The 21073-nt window shown below is 45.0% G+C and carries 15 protein-coding genes; 12 read left to right on the forward strand and 3 right to left on the reverse strand.

The window, feature by feature from the left end:
• The first annotated feature begins 82 nt into the window (after positions 1-82).
• The 5 genes from FNC98_RS01115 (at position 83) to FNC98_RS01135 (ending at position 6799) form a co-directional block, all read left to right on the forward strand.
• The gene (locus FNC98_RS01115) at positions 83-1420 is read left to right on the forward strand and encodes an aspartate aminotransferase family protein (protein ID WP_143579533.1); all 1338 of its coding nucleotides are present in this window, start codon (positions 83-85) and stop codon (positions 1418-1420) included.
• A gap of 61 nt (positions 1421-1481) precedes the next feature.
• Positions 1482-2972, forward strand: a complete 1491-nt coding sequence (locus FNC98_RS01120) for a CoA-acylating methylmalonate-semialdehyde dehydrogenase (protein ID WP_143579534.1) — start codon at positions 1482-1484, stop codon at positions 2970-2972.
• 56 nt (positions 2973-3028) lie between these two features.
• A complete protein-coding gene (locus FNC98_RS01125) occupies positions 3029-3703 on the forward strand; it encodes a hypothetical protein (RefSeq protein ID WP_143579535.1) in 675 nt (224 codons plus the stop codon).
• Between the two features lie 126 nt (positions 3704-3829).
• A complete protein-coding gene (locus FNC98_RS01130; protein ID WP_185968023.1) occupies positions 3830-5305 on the forward strand; it encodes an aldehyde dehydrogenase family protein in 1476 nt (491 codons plus the stop codon).
• A gap of 84 nt (positions 5306-5389) precedes the next feature.
• Positions 5390-6799, forward strand: coding sequence for an NAD(P)/FAD-dependent oxidoreductase (locus FNC98_RS01135; RefSeq protein ID WP_143579537.1), 1410 nt, complete (start codon positions 5390-5392; stop codon positions 6797-6799).
• A gap of 87 nt (positions 6800-6886) precedes the next feature.
• On the opposite strand, the gene FNC98_RS01140 is transcribed toward FNC98_RS01135, so the two are convergent.
• Positions 6887-8173 carry an NAD(P)/FAD-dependent oxidoreductase gene (locus tag FNC98_RS01140; protein ID WP_143579538.1) on the reverse strand — a complete coding sequence of 429 codons (1287 nt, stop codon included), beginning with the start codon at positions 8171-8173 and terminating at the stop codon, positions 6887-6889.
• Positions 8174-8356: 183 nt separating this feature from the next.
• Here FNC98_RS01140 and FNC98_RS01145 point away from each other — a divergent pair, with 183 nt between their 5' ends.
• The 5 genes from FNC98_RS01145 to FNC98_RS01165 all read left to right on the forward strand — a co-directional run bounded on the left by FNC98_RS01145 (position 8357) and on the right by FNC98_RS01165 (position 14571).
• Complete coding sequence (locus tag FNC98_RS01145) at positions 8357-9850, forward strand: aldehyde dehydrogenase (protein WP_143579539.1); 1494 nt, start codon at positions 8357-8359, stop codon at positions 9848-9850.
• 310 nt (positions 9851-10160) lie between these two features.
• Positions 10161-12587, forward strand: coding sequence for a TonB-dependent receptor (locus FNC98_RS01150; RefSeq protein ID WP_143579540.1), 2427 nt, complete (start codon positions 10161-10163; stop codon positions 12585-12587).
• Positions 12588-12709: 122 nt separating this feature from the next.
• Positions 12710-13192 carry an AAA family ATPase gene (locus FNC98_RS01155; protein WP_143579541.1) on the forward strand — a complete coding sequence of 161 codons (483 nt, stop codon included), beginning with the start codon at positions 12710-12712 and terminating at the stop codon, positions 13190-13192.
• A 177-nt stretch (positions 13193-13369) separates the two neighbouring features.
• A complete protein-coding gene (locus FNC98_RS01160; RefSeq protein WP_143579542.1) occupies positions 13370-13669 on the forward strand; it encodes a hypothetical protein in 300 nt (99 codons plus the stop codon).
• A 224-nt stretch (positions 13670-13893) separates the two neighbouring features.
• A complete protein-coding gene (locus FNC98_RS01165; protein ID WP_143579543.1) occupies positions 13894-14571 on the forward strand; it encodes a hypothetical protein in 678 nt (225 codons plus the stop codon).
• 1525 nt (positions 14572-16096) lie between these two features.
• Here the strand turns inward: FNC98_RS01165 and FNC98_RS01170 are convergent.
• Positions 16097-16645 carry a cupin domain-containing protein gene (locus FNC98_RS01170; protein ID WP_143579544.1) on the reverse strand — a complete coding sequence of 183 codons (549 nt, stop codon included), beginning with the start codon at positions 16643-16645 and terminating at the stop codon, positions 16097-16099.
• Positions 16646-16865: 220 nt separating this feature from the next.
• Between FNC98_RS01170 and FNC98_RS01175 the strand changes: the two genes are divergently transcribed.
• Both FNC98_RS01175 and FNC98_RS01180 read left to right on the forward strand, forming a co-directional pair.
• A complete protein-coding gene (locus FNC98_RS01175) occupies positions 16866-18149 on the forward strand; it encodes an NAD(P)/FAD-dependent oxidoreductase (protein WP_143579545.1) in 1284 nt (427 codons plus the stop codon).
• Positions 18150-18207: 58 nt separating this feature from the next.
• Positions 18208-19929: an amidohydrolase gene (locus tag FNC98_RS01180; RefSeq protein ID WP_143579546.1), complete on the forward strand. Its 1722-nt coding sequence runs from the start codon at positions 18208-18210 to the stop codon at positions 19927-19929.
• Positions 19930-20028: 99 nt separating this feature from the next.
• Here the strand turns inward: FNC98_RS01180 and FNC98_RS01185 are convergent, their stop codons facing one another.
• A complete protein-coding gene (locus FNC98_RS01185; RefSeq protein ID WP_143579547.1) occupies positions 20029-20877 on the reverse strand; it encodes a hypothetical protein in 849 nt (282 codons plus the stop codon).
• Between the last annotated feature and the right edge of the window lie 196 nt (positions 20878-21073).

Below are 21073 nucleotides of genomic sequence, written 5' to 3' on the forward strand. Positions count from 1 at the left end.
ATAATCTATATTTTCATCAATAATAAGTCTTAAACAATTTAACGGTAATGAATCTTCGTTGCCGCAGCAACAGGTACAAAAAATGACAACAGATAATAAATTTTGTGGCCTCAGCTCAGAACAGCTTGAATCCCACTGGATGCCTTTTACGGGTAATCGCCAGTTTAAGCAGGACCCAAGATTAATCACTGGTGCTCAAGGGCGTTATTACACAGACAGTTCAGGTCGTAAAATATTTGATGGCTTGTCGGGCTTATGGACCTGTGGCGCCGGCCACGGCCGTACAGAAATTGCCGAGGCAATTGCCAATCAGGCGAAGAACTTAGATTACTCACCGGCATTCCAGTTTGGCCAGCCGAAATCATTTGAGCTAGCTCACCGTATCAGTGAGTGGATGCCGGATAATTTAAATCGGGTATTTTTTACCGGCTCAGGTTCCGAGTCCGTGGAAACGGCATTAAAAATCGCCCGAGGATATTGGCGTAAAAAAGGTCAGGCGAGCAAAACTCGTTTTATTGGCCGCGCTAAAGGCTATCATGGCGTTAACTGGGGTGGCATCAGTGTTGGCGGTATCGGTCCAAACCGGGCGCTTTATGGCCAGGGTATCGATGCCATTCATTTACCGCACACTATGTTGCCCGAAAACACCTTTGTTGAGGGAATGCCACAAACTGGAGCTCATCTAGCGGATGAGTTGGAGCAATTGATCGCCTTACATGATGCCAGTAATATCGCTGCGGTTATTGTTGAGCCTATGGCTGGCAGTGCCGGGGTTATTCCACCACCGCAAGGTTACCTGCAAAAACTTCGTGAGATTTGTGACAGACACAATATTTTATTGATTTTTGACGAGGTGATTACCGCTTTCGGTCGTGTTGGCAGTAAAACGGGTGCCGAAGAGTTTGACGTCACCCCGGATCTGATGACTATCGCCAAACAGATTACCAATGGTGTAGTGCCTATGGGGGCTGTGATTGCCAAGCAGGAAATATACGACACCTTTATGGAAACCGGTGGTCCGGATTATATGCTTGAGCTTCCGCATGGTTATACCTATTCGGCACACCCTGTCGCTTGCGCGGCGGCATTGGCTACACTCGATATTCTTGAAAACGAGCAACTAATCGAGCGTTCTGCCACGATGGCGCCAGAATTTGCAGAAAAACTACATGCGCTGAAAGGTGCGAATCATGTCACTGATATTCGTAATTACGGCCTGGCCGGTGGCGTAACCATTGCTGCTAAAGATGGTCAACCGGCGTTACGTCCTTATGAAATAGCGATGAATTGCTGGCAAAAAGGCTTTTACGTACGTTATGGCGGCGACACTATTCAGTTGGGTTTGCCATTTACTACAGAATCCGACGAAATCGATTTACTTATTAATGCTCTGGGTGATGCCCTGAGTGAAACCGAATAATATCAATCGCGATTGATTGAAAAACAATTAACCCATTTTAGAAGTAAGTGAGAACAACACTATGTCCACCATCGGCCACTTGATAAACGGCGAAGATATTCAATTAGATGAAGCAAAACAATCGGTCTTTAACCCGGCAACCGGCGAAGCCGAAAAATCAGTACTGCTGGCGAGTCAGTCCACCGTGGAAGAAGCGATTGCCAGTGCGCAGGCGGCTTTTCCAGAGTGGCGCAATACACCACCGATTAAGCGTGCTCGTATCATGTTTCGCTTTAAGGAATTGTTAGAACAAAATGCCGACGAAATCTGTCGTTTGATTGGTGAAGAGCATGGCAAAATCAGCCATGATGCTGCTGGTGAATTACAGCGTGGTATTGAGAACGTTGAGTTTGCCTGTGCAGCGCCACACCTGTTAAAAGGCGAGCACAGCCGTAACGTTGGACCAGGCATTGATTCCTGGAGTGAATTTCAACCTCTCGGTGTCGTTGCCGGTATTACCCCTTTTAACTTTCCTGCCATGGTCCCTATGTGGATGTTCCCGTTAGCAATCGTCTGTGGTAACACCTTTGTGTTAAAACCTTCCGAGCGCGATCCAAGCTCTACCATGTTTATCGCCAAACTATTACACGAAGCCGGTTTACCACCGGGCGTACTGAATGTCGTTAACGGCGATAAAGTTGCCGTTGATACACTGCTAACCGATGAGCGCGTTAAAGCGGTTAGCTTTGTTGGTTCGACACCAATCGCCGAATACATTTATGCGACGGCCAGTGCCAATGGCAAACGCTGCCAGGCTTTAGGTGGTGCTAAAAACCACGCCATCATTATGCCGGATGCGGATATGGACAATGCCGTTAATCAGCTTCTTGGTGCAGCATTTGGTTCTTCTGGTGAGCGTTGTATGGCGTTGTCTGTGGCGGTTGCTGTTGGTGATAAAGCCGGAGATGAGCTGGTCGCTAAAATGAAAACGGCGATGGAAGGCCTGAAAGTCGGCGCCTATTCTGATGCCAGCAATGACTTTGGTCCGGTTATCACCTGCCAGCATCGTGATCGCGTAAATGGTCTTATTGGCAGTGCTGAAGAGCAGGGCGCTACCGTTGTTGTCGATGGCCGTAATCCAGAAGTTGCGGGTCACCCTGATGGCTATTTTGTCGGGGCGACATTAATTGACGGTGTAACTCCGCAAATGGACAGTTACAAGGTTGAGATTTTTGGACCGGTGCTGCAGGTAGTGCGTGTTAAAACTATGCAAGAAGCGATGCAGCTAATTGATGATCATGAATATGGTAACGGCACCTGTATCTTTACTCGTGATGGTGAAGCGGCGCGTTATTTCTCAGATCATATCCAGGTTGGCATGGTTGGTATCAATGTACCTTTACCCGTACCTGTTGCTTATCATAGCTTTGGTGGTTGGAAGCGTTCTTTATTCGGCGACCTTCACGCCTATGGCCCTGACGGTATTCGTTTTTACACCAAACGCAAAACCATTACCCAGCGCTGGCCATCAAGTGGCGTGCGTGAAGGTGTAAGTTTCTCTTTCCCTAGTTAATACCTATTAGGCGGGTTAATCCCGCCTTCTTCAAAGCAATGCAGTAAACGCTATTTATGTCAGAACAAATCAAAATCTTTAACACTCAGATTGAGTCATTGGCAGCTGAGCCGGATGAGCTGAGCGATGATATGTTTGCATCCGAGATGCCCATTCAACATACCCATGAGTTTTTATCCGATGAAGATAAAGGTATCTATATCGGACTTTGGGATACCACTAGCATGCGAGAGGTCGCAGGTGCTTACCCGATGGAAGAATTTATGGTGGTATTGGAGGGTAAAGCTGATATTGCCCTGCAATCTGGCTCGAATGCGGGAAAGGTTCGCCAGGTACATACTGATGAGGGCTTTGTGATCGCCCACGGAACTGATTGTCAGTGGCAACAACAGGGTTATCTGAAAAAGCTGTTTGTGATTGTTGAAAACTCAGAGCTTTGCCCGGTTAATTCTGATGTTGAAGATATCCGAATATTCGGACCAGAACACAGCGATGAGCCTTATCTGAATGGGGCAAAAAGCTTTGTGGTTTATCCCTGGTCAGTATTTACTCAGGATAAAGACAAGCTACCTGAAGCCTCGTTAGCAGTCGTCTACTGTCAGCATGGACGAGGTCAATACCAAACGGATACGTGTGAGGAAAAGCAGGTAATGCTGATTGAAAATTTTGAATCAGCAAAGTTTGCATCTACCCCCCAATCGAGTGGTTTTGTTGTCCTTATTATCGAATAGTATTAAACCAAGATATTATTGACCATAAACCAATTTAATGAACATAATAGGTAAAGTGTTCAATAAATTTAACAATATAAAGCCAAAATAAATCAAACGATTTCAGGGAATAGCAAAGGCAGCATTATGACATTTAAACATTACATCGACGGCCAATGGCAGTTAGCCGATAGTCAGAATTCATTTGTCACCATTAACCCGGCAACCGAACAACCAATTAAGGAAGTGGCTGCGGGAAACCATGTGGATATTGATAACGCGGTTAACGCGGCTCGTAATGCATTTGAACATGGCCCCTGGCCACGTCTGTCTGGTAAGGAACGTGGCGCTTATTTAAGAAAAATTGCCGCATTAATTAATGAACGTTTGTCAGAGCTGGCGAAACTTGAAGTTGAAGACAATGGAAAACCCTATCCAGAGGCGGAGTGGGACATTGAAGATACTGCCGGTTGCTTTGAATTTTACGCGGAACTGGCTGAAAAAATGGATGAGCAGGAAGAGCAGGTAATTGAGCTTCCTGAACCAAGATTTTCCAGTAAAGCGATTAAAGAACCAGTCGGTGTTGCCGGCGCCATCATTCCCTGGAATTTCCCAATGTTAATGGCAGCCTGGAAAGTTGCACCGGCGTTAGCCGCTGGCTGTACTATGGTACTAAAGCCGTCAGAAGTAACACCGCTGACCGCAATTGCACTTGCAGAAATTGCCGAACAGGCTGAGTTACCTGCCGGAGTACTGAATATTGTCACTGGTACCGGCCCGGAAGCCGGTCAGCCACTTGCCGAGCATCCGGATGTCGATAAGATGGCATTTACCGGGTCTGTTCCTACGGGTAGCAGAATTATGTCGATGGCGGCTAATCAGGTGAAAAATATCAGCCTTGAATTAGGTGGTAAGTCACCGTTGATCATTTTTTCCGATACCGATATTGAGCAGGCCGTTGAGTGGATCATGTTCGGTATTTTCTGGAACCAGGGTCAGGTTTGTTCAGCAACATCAAGGGTATTGGTTGAAGAATCATTGTATCCACAACTGATGGAACGTCTGGTTGAAGAAGCGAAGAAAATTACCATTGGAGAAGGTAACCAGGAAGGTATTTTACTAGGCCCATTGGTTAATGAAGCCCAGTATCAAAAAGTCCTGGCGGCAATCGACAAAGGCCAGCAAGAAGGCGCGACATTGGTTTGCGGCGGTGGCCGTCCTGAACATCTACAAACCGGTTACTATATCGAGCCAACAGTATTTGCTGATGTTTCTGAAGATTCCTGGATTTGGAATGAAGAAATCTTTGGCCCTGTGGTTTGCGTTAAATCATTTAAGACTGAAGAGCAGGCCGTTGCCCTTGCTAATAACAGTAGATTCGGTCTGGCCGGTGCGGTGATGTCAAAAGATTTGCAACGTTGTGATCGTGTGGCTCGCGCTTTAAGAGCTGGAATTATCTGGACTAATTGTTCACAGCCAACTTTTGTCGAAGCGCCATGGGGTGGTTACAAACAATCCGGTATTGGTCGTGAACTGGGAACATGGGGATTAAATAACTATCTGGAAACTAAGCAAATTACCGCTTACGACCCAGAACAGCCATGGGGATGGTACATAAAATAACCCAGTTTAGTGGAGTTTCTTAAACCACAACAAGCTTGAAAATTACCACTCAAGCCACTAATAACAATATAAACGAGAGGATTTATGCAGTACGCCGAAGCGTTAAAAGATTCAAAATATGGTTCAGTATGGCTCGATTCACCGGATCGCCCTGAACCAGAGCCTGCTTTGGAAGAGAATATTACCTGCGAGTTATTAGTGGTCGGTGGTGGATTCACCGGCCTATGGGGTGCCCTGCAAGCTAAAGAGCGCCGTCCTGACTTAGATATCGTCTTAATCGAAAAAACCTTTATTGCCGACGGTGCATCTGGTCGTAACGGTGGGTTTTTAAGTGCCGATCTGGCCCACGGCGAGGCCAATACCGAACATCATTTTCCGGGTGAAGAAGAAGTCCTTTATGAACTAGGAAAGCAAAACCTTCGGGAAATGCTAGCGACGTTCAAGAAATACAATATTGATGCCCATTATGAATGTGTTGGCGAAACCGAAGTTGCGGTCGATGAAGGCCAGCTGAAAGATCTGCGTGAATATTACGAAGAAGAAAAGGCGGCAGGGGAAGACGTTACCTGGTTCAATGAAGAAGAAATGCAGGAACAGGTTAACTCGCCAACCTATAAAGCCGGCTTACTGTTTCACAATGGCCTTGATGGTATCGTCAACCCAGCAAGAATTTGCTGGGGATTAAAACGGGTGTTGCTTGAACTGGGCGTGCGTATTTATGAGCATACGCCTGTCGATAAACTATTGCCACGTTCAAGACAGCGCATGAAGGCATTTTGTCCAAGCGGCATTATCACTTGTAAAAAAGTCCTGATGGGCACCAACGCATTTCGCAGTCCGGTTCGTAAAATACGGAAATCGATAATCCCGGTTTGGGATTATCAGATTGCTACCGAGCCGTTAACGCAAGAGCAGCTTGAATTGATTGGCTGGGATAAATTTCACCATGCTCTTGGTGAATTCAATAATATGTTCCACTATTATCGTCTGACCAAGGATAAGCGTATCACCTGGGGCGGCGGTGGTGCGGTTCGTTACTATTACAATAAAAACATATCCCGTCGCGATTGTGCTGACGTTCCAGAAGCTTTTGAACAACTGGCAAAAGAGTTCTTTGAGACCTTTCCGCAATTAGAAGGCATTAAGTTTACCCATCGCTGGAGCGGTATTATTGCCACCTCAACCCGTTTTTGTATGGTGCCAGGCAGTGCCTATGATGGCCGGGTTGCCTGGGCCGTTGGTTACACTGGCCTTGGCGTAGGTGCATCTCGTTTTGGTGCGAGAATCGCGCTGGAGCTTCTTGGCTATGATCCATCGGAGATCCTGGATTTACAGTTTGTTCAGAAAAAACCCATGCCATGGGCACCTGAGCCAATTCGCTGGATAGGTTATAAGTTGACCCATGCCGCACTGGTCAAAGCCGACCAAAACAATGGTAAGCGCGGCCTGTGGTTGAAGCTACTTGATAAGCTCAACATGGGCTTTACCTGCTAATAACCGTCAGCACTTGCTAATAAAAAAGCCCGGAAATTTCCGGGCTTTTCTGTATGTGTGTATTACGAATAGCGGTAAGGGGTGTGATTACCAACCAAGTTTGTCACGCACGCCGTAATACCAGGCGCCAAGTTTGGTAAAAGGTACCCGCATCATTCTGCCACCCGGGAAAGGGTAATGGGGCAGGGAGGTGAATACATCGAAACGACCGGTTTCGCCATCAATGGCTTCGGCTAATAAGCGTCCTGCCAGATGTGTGGTGTTAACGCCATGACCACTGTAACCCTGGGTATAATAGGTATTGTCACCAATTTTACCTAGCTGCGGTAAGCGGCTTAAGGTAAGCAGAAAATCACCACCCCAGGCATAATCGATGTTAATGCCTTTTAATGCCGGAAATACCTTTTCAAATCGTGGGCGCAGGTAATTCTCAATACTAGTTGGATCGCCGCCGCCATAGGTTACGCCGCCACCAAATAACAGACGATTATCTGCCGTTAACCGATAATAATCGAGTTTATAATTCATATCCTCAACACAGTATCCAGAAGGGATTAATCGCTGTGCTAAGTCATCAGGCAATACTTCAGTGGTGATTATCTGAGTGCCACAAGGCATCGACTTTCGAGCCAGTTTTGGCTCAAGATTTCCCATATAGGCGTTACCGGCTAATACAACTTTACGAGCCTTGACTCGTCCTTTGGCGGTGATCACTTCACTAAGGTTTTCTCCATTGCCATGTTTTATCTCGACAACTTTAGATTGTTCGTAGATAACACCACCAAGCTCGCTAAATGCCCGGGCTTCTTCCAAGGCTAATTTAAGCGGATGAATATGACCGCAATGCTCATCTACCAACCCCCCTACATAGGATTCAGTATTTACTATCTGGGAGATCTCCGATTTATCCACCAGGCGCAACTTATCGTTGCCAAAGCGTTCCCACAGCGCTTTTTTATCGGCAAGTTCCTGCATTTGCTTGTCAGTAAATGCTGCGAAAAAGCCGCCGTGCTTATAATCGACATTGAGCTTATATTTTTCGATAAAACCGCGAATAATATCGGCACCTTCGAAGGCCATATCACCCATAGCTGATGCGGTGTCTTTGCCGTAATGACGTTCAATATGATCAATATCACGGCTAAAACTGTTGACCAGTTGGCCACCGTTTCGCCCAGAAGCTCCGAAACCAATTTTCGCTGCTTCTAATAAGGTAACCTGATAGCCTTTCTCCCGAAGTGAGATAGCGGTTGCAAGACCACTATAACCGCCACCTACAACACAGATATCGGTTTCTACCGCTTCTTGCAATACTGGATAGTCGGTTGTTCGATTGCTGCTGGCGGCATAATAAGAATTGGGATATTGAGACATAAGTACCTTAAACTGGTGGAATTTGGTGTTCTATATTTTGAACAAAAGCCGACGGCAATGTCAATTAATTGCGAATAAATTCCGTTAACTGTAAAAAATATTGAAATATCATCGGTGCTTATGTAGTTTATCTGTTAAATTTATTCCTTAGCAACATCATCTGTGATGCAACTGGAGCAGAAAATGAGTAAAAGCAGTCTGGCTTACTGGCAAGAGAAAGCTGAAAAATTAACGATTGAAGGTCGCGCCTATATTAATGGTGGCTATCAGGATGCGGCTGCGGGACAGACATTTGACTGCATCAGTCCGATTGATGGCAGACACCTTGTTAAGGTCAGTGCCTGCGAATCAGCGGACGCCGATAATGCTGTTGTGGCTGCTCGTCAGGCGTTTGAGCAGGGGAAATGGCGAGGCCTGGCGCCAGCCAAACGTAAACTGGTGCTACAAAATTTTGCTGATTTAGTTGAGCAGCATGGCGAAGAGTTGGCGCTACTGGAAACCCTGGATATGGGTAAGCCAATTAGCGATTCCGTTCACGTCGATATTCAGGGGGCGTTGCGTAGTTTGCGCTGGACGGCAGAAGCCATCGATAAAATTTACGATGAAATTGCCCCGAGTGCCGACGATGAGTTGGGCATGGTTACCCATGAACCGGTCGGCGTTGTTGCCGCCATCGTACCGTGGAACTTCCCTTTGGTGATGGCCTGCTGGAAATTAGCGCCTGCGCTCGCAACAGGAAACAGCGTTATTTTAAAACCCTCCGAAAAATCACCGCTTACCGCCATAAAGCTCGCAGCGTTAGCAACTGAAGCGGGCATTCCTGATGGCGTATTCAATGTATTGCCAGGATTTGGCCACACCATAGGTAAGGCGCTAGCCCTTCACAATGATGTAGATACCTTAGTGTTCACCGGCTCTACCGCAGTCGCAAAACAGCTATTTGTGTATGCCGGGCAATCGAACATGAAACGAGTTTGGACTGAAGCGGGCGGCAAAAGCCCGAATATCGTATTCGCCGACGCACCTGATTTGGATAAAGCGGCACAAGCGGCGGCAGCGGCCATTTGTTTTAACCAGGGCGAAGTATGTACAGCAGGCTCTCGTTTATTGGTTGAATCCAGCATTAAAGAAGAATTTGTCGGCAAAGTTGCAAAAGCCATGAAGCATTGGCAGCCGGGCAACCCACTCGACCCTGAAACTAATGTTGGGGCAATTGTTGATCAGTCGCAACAGAGCCGAGTGTTAGGTTTTATTGAACAAGCAAAATCTCAGGGTGGCAGCTTAAAGCAGGGCGGAAATTCCGTATCTCCAGTTGAAAATGGCTTTTATATTGAGCCGACAATGTTCGATAATATCGCCAACCATATGGACATTGCCCAACAGGAAATTTTTGGACCTGTGTTATCGGTTATTAGCTTTGACACCATGGAAGAGGCTATCGCCATCGCTAACGATTCTGAATATGGATTAGCTGCCGGTATTTGGACCAGCAACTTGTCGAAAGCACATCGGGTTGCGAAAGCATTACGAGCCGGCTCTGTTTGGGTAAATCAGTGGGATGGCGGCGATATGACAGCACCATTTGGTGGCTTTAAACAATCGGGTAACGGTCGCGATAAATCACTCCATGCGTTCAGTAAATACACCGAAGTCAAAGCCACCTGGATCAAATTTTAGGGAATTTCTCTGGCAAGTCCGCAGATTAAATAAAGGAAGCTCTGGCTTCCTTTTTTATCCCTGAAAACCTTTAATCATATGGTTATTTATCCTTCTTTCTAACCTTTTGAGTGCAATGTTGCACCTTAATTGTTCATTTCTTGCTTTGATTTTTTGTCTGCGAAAAAATTCACGATAATTTTACATTAGTGTTTGATTTATTTTACGCGGTGTGTATTATCGGAAGGAAATGATGAAAAAATAATCATAGATAATTGCTTCATCTTAACAATAACAATAATCGCTTTTAATTTTAGGGAAGTCGTACGTTATGAACCATCGCAAATCCTTACTTGCTTTAGCCGTGGCATCGTTTTTTACTAGCTCGATGTCGTATGCGGAAGAAGCCGCTAAAGAAGACGACTATGAAGTCATCGTCGTTACTCAAAAGCGCGCTCAAACACTAAAGGAAGTACCTGTCTCCGTTAGTGCTTTTAATGAAAACTTCATCGATGATTACAATATTGATAATGCTGTAGCACTCTCAAAGTTTACGCCCGGCCTGAACGGTGGCACCAGTAACGACAGCTTCGTTGATACCATTGGTATTCGCGGTATTGTTACTCAGGATTATGGTATTGGTGGCGATCCATCAATCGGTCTGTATTTCGATGGCGTTTATCAGGGGCGCAGTGGTGGCGCTTTAGGTTCATTTTTTGATATCTCTCGCGTTGAAGTAACCAAAGGCCCGCAAGGCACGCTATTTGGTCGTAACGCCGCATCCGGCGCAATCTCAATCTATTCAAATGATGCGGTTGATGGTACTGAGGGTAGCATAGAAGGCGCTTTAGGCAGTGATAGCCTGACTGAGTTCACAGGCGTTTTTAATACCAACTTAAGCGACAACCTATTCCTACGCGTTGCCGGTCATTATTCTTCTGAAGACAATCATGTTGAAAACCTTGCTGGCGAAGAGTTGCGTGGTCGTGACGTTGCGGCGGTTCGCGGTATTTTGAAATACGAAGGCGATGACACTATGGTTCGCCTGAGCGCGAACTATGAAGATCGTGACATGGACGGTGGTATTTATCGTTCAATCTGGACTGAAGGTCCGGGTGATGCGATTGAAACTGACTTAGGCAAAGACAGCCGCGATGTTGCTGAAGTTACTGCTGTAACGTTAGACATCGAGCACGATTTTGGTAGCGTAATTTTCACCTCGCAAACAGCGATGAAAAATTACACCTGGGATTATGTTGAAGACTACGATGGCACCGCAATGCCATTTGGTGATTATTCACAGGTTGATGATACCGAATACGTTAGCCAGGAATTTCGTTTAAATTCAGACAATGATTCCGACATCTATTGGTTTGTTGGTGTCAGTGCCTATAAAGAAACCATCGATTCGCAGTTCTATAACAAGTATGACGACGATGCCTTCTGTTCGTACCTACCTTACTTTGAAGAGTGGGATGAGCCTCTTTCCGATATCACTTCCGACCCGGGTCCATACTATGCCGATTGTCATGAGCTATTCGTAGACGGTTGGTACGAGCTGGATTTTGTTGAAGATGCTGATGACATCCAGATGATGGTCGACGAGGGTGATATTCCTCCTCCAGGCGGCGGAGAGCTGGGCGTTCGTGAAGAAGTATTTGCTCGCGGTACCAATCAGGGTTGGGGTATCTACGGTGATATCACCTGGTCTGTAACCGATGCCACAGATATTACCATTGGTGCTCGTTACTCCTATGATGAAAAAGAGTTTGGTCTTAATTTACCAGAGCCAGATGGCTGGTTAGGTCACTACTGGTTAGTCGGTGCCCATACTGCAGGTGAGTGGATTGATGACAAACAAGATTGGTCTGAATTTACCCCTCGTGTGGCAATTAATCATCAGTTAACTGACGAAATTAACGTTTATGCCAACTATTCTCGTGGTTACAAGGCTGGTGGTTATAACACGTTTGCCTTTAACATCAACTTTATGGATTGGACCGGCTTCGACGAAGACGAAGAGTGGTTTGATTACGAGCCAGATGGTGTAATCGATGATATCGACGAAGCCTATTGGGAGTCAGAGCTATACGGTGGTGAATTACCAGAAGGCAGTACCCTTGCCAGCTACGATCCTGAAATCGTAGACAGCTATGAAATTGGTATGAAGGGTGATTTCTTCGACAACAGCCTAAATGTAAACCTTGGTGTTTATTATTATGACTACACCGACTTCCAGGGCACGTTCCCGAATGCTGGTGGTGTAATCATCAAAAACATCGGTGAAGCAGAAGGTAAAGGTGTTGAGTTTGATGCCACCTGGACACCAACGGACAACTTACGTTTATTTGTTGCCAGCGCCTTACAAAACTCTGAAGTTAAAGAAGGCGAGAGTGCAGAAGGTGAATCTATCGTCGGTCAAAAACTTTCTGCGCCAGAAGCAACATTTACCTTTATCGGTACTTACAGCTGGTCTCTGAGCAGTGAAACCGATATCGATGTACAACTATCCTATGCCTGGCAGTCAGAAACCTTTGGCGATGAGTTCATGGGTGGTAGCGATCTGTTAGAACAAGACGCTTATGGCTTACTGGGTGCAGTTGCTAACGTTTACAGCGGTTCCTGGCAGTTCAGCGCCTATGTAGACAACATCACCGATGAGTTGTACTACGAAGGTGCAGTAATCGATACCGGCTATACGCGTTTCGGTATTGGTCAGGGCATCAATGGTGGTATTAAAGCGAAATACAGCTTCTAATATTACCTGTTGACTTAGCATATATATTCAAAGGGCCTGTTATTACAGGCCTTTTTTATTACCAGCGATCACCGTGGCAAGATATATTCAATAGCATTGTGTGTTTATAAGTCGAGGGTGTGATGAGTAAAGTTGTAATTTTTGGCAACTCCGGTTCAGGAAAGTCGACACTGGCTCGAAAACTCGCATCCCAAGATGAGGTAGCGCATTTCGATCTCGATGAGATCGCCTGGCAACCTACTAATCCGCCAACAAGGCAGCCATTAAAGCAATCTTTTGCGAAAATCGATGAATTTATTAACGACAATAGCAACTGGGTAATCGAAGGCTGTTATTCTGATCTTATTGAATACGTGATGGTGTATGCCGATAAAGCAATCTTTATGAACCTAAGTATTGAAGATTGCATAGAGAACGCGAAGCAGAGGCAGTGGGAACCCAATAAGTATCCATCGAAACAGGCACAGGATGACAACCTGCCAATGTTACTTGATTGGATAAAGGCTTATGAGTCCCGTACCGATACCTTCTCGTTAAGCTCGCACCTGGCCATGTATGACGCTTTCCCGCGCGAGAAAGTGATGCATACGCGTAATGAGGCTTAGGGATATTAAGGTGTTCCCGGTGTTGCCATTTTGGCCAGGGACTAGTTTCTTGCCAATGCACCATGCAATCAATTGACGTTAACATCCTGAAAAGGTTAATGTCTTTAGCTAATTGTCGCGTTCACTCTTATGGAATAGCATACGTGCCAATGCGAATTTTTTATCAAGGAGTTAAAGATGAAAAAACATTGTCCAACCTGTAAACATCAACTTAGCATTAAAGAAGTTTTTATCGCCTCTGTTATCACATGCAAAGCTTGTGGAACGAAAAGTTACTTTGGTAATTTTGTTCAATGGTTATTAATATCGCTGCTTAATTTAGGTATTTTATTTTTGTTGCTAATCACTACTGCATCTATTGGCGACGAGTTGCTAAGAAAAACTCTGGTTTATTGCACAACTCCCTTAGCTTTTATTGTATGCATTTTAGCGTTTATAAAACCAGTGAAGTTGAAAACGGCTGATCCCGAACGTTAGCGTGATTGCCGGGTTAGTGCTGTGAGTGCACTGTCAACGCACGTTTGCGTCAGGCGGCGTAATCCGGTAGTTCGCATGAAACAGGGACATGACCCGAACCAGATAATTATGGTCTGATCCAGGTTGGGATTACTATATTGAGCGATCTACAGTCATTGAGATCATGATAGGAAAAACGTGCCGACAGGCCTAATTATCGAAAGGTTAACCAAGGTAGGAAATCCATGATTCCAGATTATTCAAAATACTCAATTGATGAGTTAGAGGAGGTCTGTTCTAATATCGATAACCACAAATATCCTGATAGATATGAGGCAGCAAAACTTCAATTGGAATCGAAGCTTTTTGGTGAGAATCAAAGGCTTATCAACCAGGAGGAGTCTTATAACAAACAAGCCTCTGAAACCCTAAACGTATCTCGTAAAGCTCACCTTCAAGAATTCTTTCCTACTGCAATTACGTTAATTTTGGGTTTTTCCATTTGGGCACACTTTTCAATCCAGCAAGGCCAAGGATGGACAGGGTCTCATAGTATTCTCATTCTAATTTGGTTTGCATTAGCTTTGATCCCCCAACTAATACTTCACGCTAGGTATTCAATAATTAATAATGCTTTTCACCTAAAGCAGGTTGGGGCATCTATTTCGATATCATCGAAAACTTTAACTCGTAGCTTCAATTGGGACGATATAGAGAAGATTGATATTTATGCCCCAAGCAGCAGATGTTTTGGATTTATTAGATTTATACCTTCTGAAAATTACTCATATGGAAAAATCCGCGTTAAGGGTGAGAAAGAAGAAGTGACTATTACAAGTCTATTGGATCAAGAGTTACTTTGGTTACGTTGGCTGAAACCTAGCGTAACAGATTGCCATTGGAGAATTATTTGTCTCGTGTAAGAGTCGCATGAATAATAATGCGCTCTGTTGAAGGAAAATTTAGTTCAGAATATCAGTACATCTGCAGTAGAGTCTTACAACCCTGCGATGACCTTATATTAGAAGTTGCTAACGGACCGAGTTTAGCACTTCAGAGACGTTCGGCTCTAGCCAAGATTCCCTGTAGTTTCAGGGAATGACGCAAGGGTTTTTGTTTTTACTCGAAGCGACGTTTTTTTGTCGCGTACCCGGAACAATCTCTGATTGTGTTCTCGGAGTATCGTTTACGATACGTACTAAGGGAGTTTCAACTCCCGCTTGTAGGCACACAAGAGACAGTCGTCTCAAACCCAAGATACCGTGTAGTATCATGGTATGACGCAAGGGTTTTTGTTTTTACTGGGAGTGACGTTTTTTGTCGCGTACCCGGAACAATCTCTGATTGTGTGCTCGAAGTGGCGCTTTCTGCCACGTACCCGGAGTATCGTTTACGATACGTACTAAGGGAGTTTCAACTCCCGCTTGTAGGCACACAAGAGACAGTCGTCTCAAACCCAAGATACCGTGTAGTATCATGGTATGACGCAAGGGTTTTTGTTTTTACTGGGAGTGACGTTTTTTGTCGCGTACCCGGAACAATCTCTGATTGTGTGCTCGAAGTGGCGCTTTCTGCCACGTACCCGGAGTATCGTTTACGATACGTACTAAGGGAGTTTCAACTCCCGCTTGTAGGCACACAAGAGACAGTCGTCTCAAACCCAAGATACCGTGTAGTATCATGGTATGACGCAAGGGTTTTTGTTTTTACTGGGAGTGACGTTTTTTGTCGCGTACCCGGAACAATCTCTGATTGTGTGCTCGAAGTGGCGCTTTCTGCCACGTACCCGGAGTATCGTTTACGATACGTACTAAGGGAGTTTCAACTCCCGCTTGTGGGCACATTAGAGACAGTCGTCTCAAACATAAGATACCGTGTAGTATCACGGTATGACGCAAGGGTTTTTGTTTTTACTGGGAGTGACGTTTTTTGTCGCGTACCCGGAACAATCTCTGATTGTGTGCTCGAAGTGGCGCTTTCTGCCACGTTCTCGGAGTATCGTTTACGATACGTACTAAGGGAGTTTCAACTCCCGCTTGTGGGCACACAAGAGACAGTCGTCTCAAACCCAAGATACCGTGTAGTATCATGGTATGACGCAAGGGTTTTTGTTTTTACTGGGAGTGACGTTTTTTGTCGCGTACCCGGAACAATCTCTGATTGTGTGCTCGAAGTGGCGCTTTCTGCCACGTTCTCGGAGTATCGTTTACGATACGTACTAAGGGAGTTTCAACTCCCGCTTGTGGGCACATTAGAGACAGTCGTCTCAAACACAAGATACCGTGTAGTATCACGGTATGACGCAAGGGTTTTTGTTTTTACTCGAAGCGACGTTTTTTTGTCGCGTACCCGGAACAATCTTTGATTGTGTACCCGAAGTGACGCTTTACGTCACATACTCGGAGTATCGTTTACGATACGTACTAAGGGAGTTTTAACTCCCGTTAATTAGAAATTCCCAGGCGTAGTCGCACTGACGATTTTGCAGACTTTTTTGTAAGGATTACGAAAACGGTGTGGCTGGTTATTATCAAAATAATAACTGTCGTTTTTACCTAAGATATAAACTTCATTACCCACAGTTAACTCAATTTTGCCTTCAACCACATAACCACCTTCTTCGGCGTCATTTTGCAGCATCTCTTCGCCGGTATCTGAATTTGGTGGGTAGGTTTCGATAAGAAAGGTCATTTGTCGTCTTGGAAACGCTTTACCCACCAGGCTCATCAAAATATCACCGGTACCAATTTCTACCAGTTCATCCTGGCTATAAACCACTTGCTGAGTTTTTTCTGAGTAGAGGTCTTCGGAGAAAAAATCTACCAATGAAACCGGGATCCCATTTAAGACTTTTTTCAAAGAGCTGATTGAAGGACTAACGCTGTTCTTTTCAATCATGGAAATGGTGCTATTGGTCACGCCGGCACGTTTTGCCAACTCTCGTTGTGACAAGTTATTTTGAATTCGCACTGCTTTCAATCTTGCGCCAACGTCCATGAATCTTCCTTTTAAATGCTTTGTAGATGTTATCAGCTCAGTGAGTTTCTAATATATCGGTGTAAAAAAAATAAAGCAATCGCGTGCAGGATATTAAGCAACGTCACCTTTTTGTCGATGTTATTGGATTTCTTCGATAATATGTTGAATATAGTTTACAGGGTGATTGTTAAATCACACATCTAGTCCATTATATCAGTCAAGGACAAGTGAGCGGAATATGGCGACTTACAGTAACAGCGATGCACAATCTTATTACCAGCACAGTAAAAATATTCAGCAAGGGTTCTCTAATTTGGAGCAGGAACTGGAAGTTGATGTTTGTATTATCGGCGGCGGCTTTACGGGTGTTGCTAGTGCCATTGAGTTAACTGAACGAGGCTATACGGTAGCGCTTTTGGAAAGCCATACCGTAGGCTGGGGTGCATCTGGTCGAAATGGTGGTCAACTGATCCGTGGTATTGGCCATGATGTTGATAAGTTTCGCTCGCAAATCGGCGATGCTGGCGTTGAATTAGTTGAACAACTCGGTAATGAGTCTTTGCAGGTCGTTAAGGATAGGATTGCAAAATACCATATCGATTGTGATTTAACCCTTGGTTATTGTGATATCGCCAATCAACACAAGCACATCAGTTACCTGCAACAATCTTTCGAACAGCTACAAAAATCTGGCTATCCCCACGAACTTAAATTGTTAGATAAACAGCAGGTCCAGCAGCAGGTTATAGGTTCAAAAACCGCATTAGCCGGATTGGTTGATATGGGGAGTGGGCACTTACATCCGTTGAATCTTTGCCTTGGTGAGGCTCACGCGGCAAAGCAAAATGGCGCGCATATTTTTGAACACTCCCCGGTTATTAACGTCGTTCGCGGCAATCCCCATCAAGTTTTCACCGACAAAGGTCAGGTGAAAGCAAAAATCCTCATTTACGGTGGTAACGCCTATCTTCAGGAGTTAGAGCCACAGCTTACCGGCAAAGTGTTACCTGCTGGCAGTTATATTATTGCCACGGAGCAATTGTCCGATGAGCTTGCCAATAAAATCATGCCAGCGAATTTTGCCATCTGCGATCAACGAGTCGATCTCGATTACTTTCGCTTATCGGCAGATAACCGCATGCTATTTGGCGGCCTTTGTCATTACTCTGGGCGAGACCCGAAAAGTGTAGAGGCCTTACTAAGGCCTAAAATGCTGGAAGTGTTTCCGGAATTAAAGAACGTGAGCATTGAATTTCAATGGGGTGGAATGATAGGTATTAGTGCCAATCGTATGCCGCAAATCGGTCGCTTAGATAACAATGTATATTATGCCCAGGGGTATTCCGGTCATGGCGTAAATGTTACACATATGGCGGCGAAATTAATTGCTGAGCATATCCATGGTGAATCTCAGCGAATGCAAGTCTTTGAGCAGGTCAAACATATGAAATTCCCTGGTGGTAAATACTTGCGCTCACCAATGCTGGCGCTGGGGATGATGTATCACAAGCTGTTTAGTTAATTAGCCTGTTACCACTGGCTGATTTCTTCTAAAAAATAACCATAAAAAGGAGAATCTGATGAGAACAACGCTAGCCGTAATAGGAATATGCACATTGTTGTTCGGGTGCAGTAAAACCGAAAATGAGTTAACACCAACCATAATCGCCGACCGGGTTTTTATCGGTGAGCATATCTATACCGTCGATGAAAACAATCCCTGGGTAGAAAGTCTGGCGGTTAAAGATGGCCGAATCGTCTTTAGCGGCGATAAAGAATCCGTTGCCGCTTATATAGGTGAGGGCACACAAGTGCAGCAGCTCGGCAATAAGATGTTATTACCCGGGTTTATCGATTCTCATGCCCACCCGGTGATGGGCGGTGCATATATCCGCAGCTTATCCTTAGATACCTTTGAAAGTCCTGAACACTGGTATCAACAGATTGCATCCTATGCCAAAGAGCACCAGGATGATGACATTCTCTTTGGTTATGGTTTTCTTGCCAGTGCCTTTGGCCCGGAAGGTCCATCCCGGTTAAAGCTTGATGAGATTGTCAGCGATAAGCCAGTGTTGATTCTTGATGAGGGTTTTCATGGTGGCTGGGTAAACTCTAAAGCACTTGAAGTCTTAGGTGTTGATGCGAACACTGCAGATCCGGTCCCAGGATTTAGCTATTACAAGCGTGATGCCAACAATGTGCCTACAGGCTATCTGCTCGAAGATACGGCGATGGATGCGGTGGCAAAATTAGGCATTATTACCGCCGATAGCGTTGCATTAGGCACCGGCGATGTTATCGATATTATGAATAGTTACGGCATAACCTCAGTGTTTGATGCCGGCGCTATGGATGTTGATAACCTGCAATTGTCGGTATTGGAGAATCTCGCTAAGCAGGAGCAACTGACTGTACGCTATATAGGCTCGCATATGATCAACTCTCAGGAACACTTTGCAACCGGTGTTAAACGGGCTATCGAAAAGCGCAGCATTTCCAAAGGTGATGGTTACCACATCAGCATGCTGAAAATTATGAACGATGGCACCATTGAGGGCAAAACCGCGGCCATGCACGAAGATTATCAGGGCGAGCCGGGTAATCAGGGCGAAACCGTTTTTAGTGAACAGCAAATGGTAGAGCTGCTGACTCAGGCAACTCAAGCATCTATGGATGTGCACATTCATGCCCTCGGTGAGCGCGCTATCAGTGAGGCATTAAACGCGATTGAATCCGTTAAAAAATCATTCCCTAAGCATAGTAATCGCTTTACCTTGTGCCATATCCAGGTGATGTTAGATAGCGACGTGAAACGCTTCGCTGATTTGGGGGTTATTGCCCAAAGCACGCCACTTTGGGCGTCTTATGATGAATACGGCAAGGCGTTTGTCAGTGCTGATCAGTTTGATCGTTATTTTCGCTTCAATAGCCTGAGTAAAGCCGGTGTTAACCTGTCGTTTGGTAGTGATTTCCCTGCCAGCGGCGCTGGTAGTCTTGGCATGTCGCCGGTATTTAATATTGAGATTGGTCATACCCGGCAAAACCCTGGTGAGCCAGAAGCGATGGTGCAGCCAAACAAAGACGAGAGTCTGGACATCGCAAGTCTTATCAAGGGGTATACCTTAGGCTCAGCGTATCAGTTGAATATCGAAACGGAAGTCGGTTCTTTAGAGGTAGGCAAACTGGCAGATATGGTGATCCTGGAGCAAAACCTGTTTAATGTCGAACCTCACAAGATTCATCAGGTTCAGGTATCGGAAACCATACTGGAAGGGAAAACGGTTTATACCAACCGCAACTAAAATTGACCATAAGGAGATGGGCGCTCCTTTTATAAAAATACCAGTCAGTTTAACTGACTGGTATTTTTAGTGGTTTTTAATTTTCTTCAGGTTGTCCTATTACTCGCTAGTTGCTTCCTGTTGCTGTTGAGCATTTTCTGCCTGCCATTCAAATACGTTCAGCTCAATTAGGAAGAAGGCAACCAACCATAAAAATGCATCCCAAAAATCGACGAAATCACCTTCAAAGCCCCAGAAGATTGCGGCTATCAATAGGATAGAGTAAATAAAGCCTTTGATGAGATGGCTGTATTTTTCCCAGAACGCATTACGAACGTGTCCTAACTGAATGCGAACGTCGAGTTCAAGCATTAACACCACGAATAACCAGGCGCCGGCATTGATCACATCAACCCAGGCAAGGCCATAGGTAGCAAATAAATCTTCATCATTAGTGACAACGGCAATGTCCGGATAACTAAAGAATCCACCGGTATTGGCAAAACTCTGGCAATTTTGCTGAGTTATCGCCACGTATTCATTTAAGGTGGTCATGTATTGCCAGTTGCCGTCTAATGAACAAAGCTCGGTAATATCAGTGGTAGAAAAGCCACTTAACAGACCAAGTTTGGTGCAATATCCATAGAAGGCGTAAACGATAAACAGATAACAGAATATCCGTACACCGTGTAACGACCATTTGGTTGTGCCTTTGATCTTGTTATCTTCAAGGACATAGGTTTCCAACTCAAATAACAGCAGCAATACCACCCAGGCGGCGGTATCTATGGTAGATGAGAAGGCTTCGATGAGAGAACCAAAGGTAAAACCCGAGGCAAAGGTAACTTCGCTTGCCAGCGATTCCTCCTGAAAAAACAGGACGACATTGTAGGCAAGTAGGGCATAGATTAAATATTTAAACGCCTGATAACCCCAGGAATGAAAATGTTTAACAAGGGCTTTTGTCATATTCTGGTTCCAAGAACTTTGCGTTGCCATTGATGCGTTTCCTTTATTTCTTTTGTTTTGGAAACGTCCAACAGTGACTATTGGACGCGGCAATGATACCAATCACATTAAGTTTGTGCACAACTCAGAGTTAGGGCAGAGGTTCAGTTACAACATAGATTTTATTGATATAGCCATTCTATATTAATGAAATATA

It is taken from the genome of Thalassotalea sp. PS06 (assembly GCF_007197775.1).
In the GTDB taxonomy this organism is placed as follows: domain Bacteria; phylum Pseudomonadota; class Gammaproteobacteria; order Enterobacterales; family Alteromonadaceae; genus Thalassotalea_A.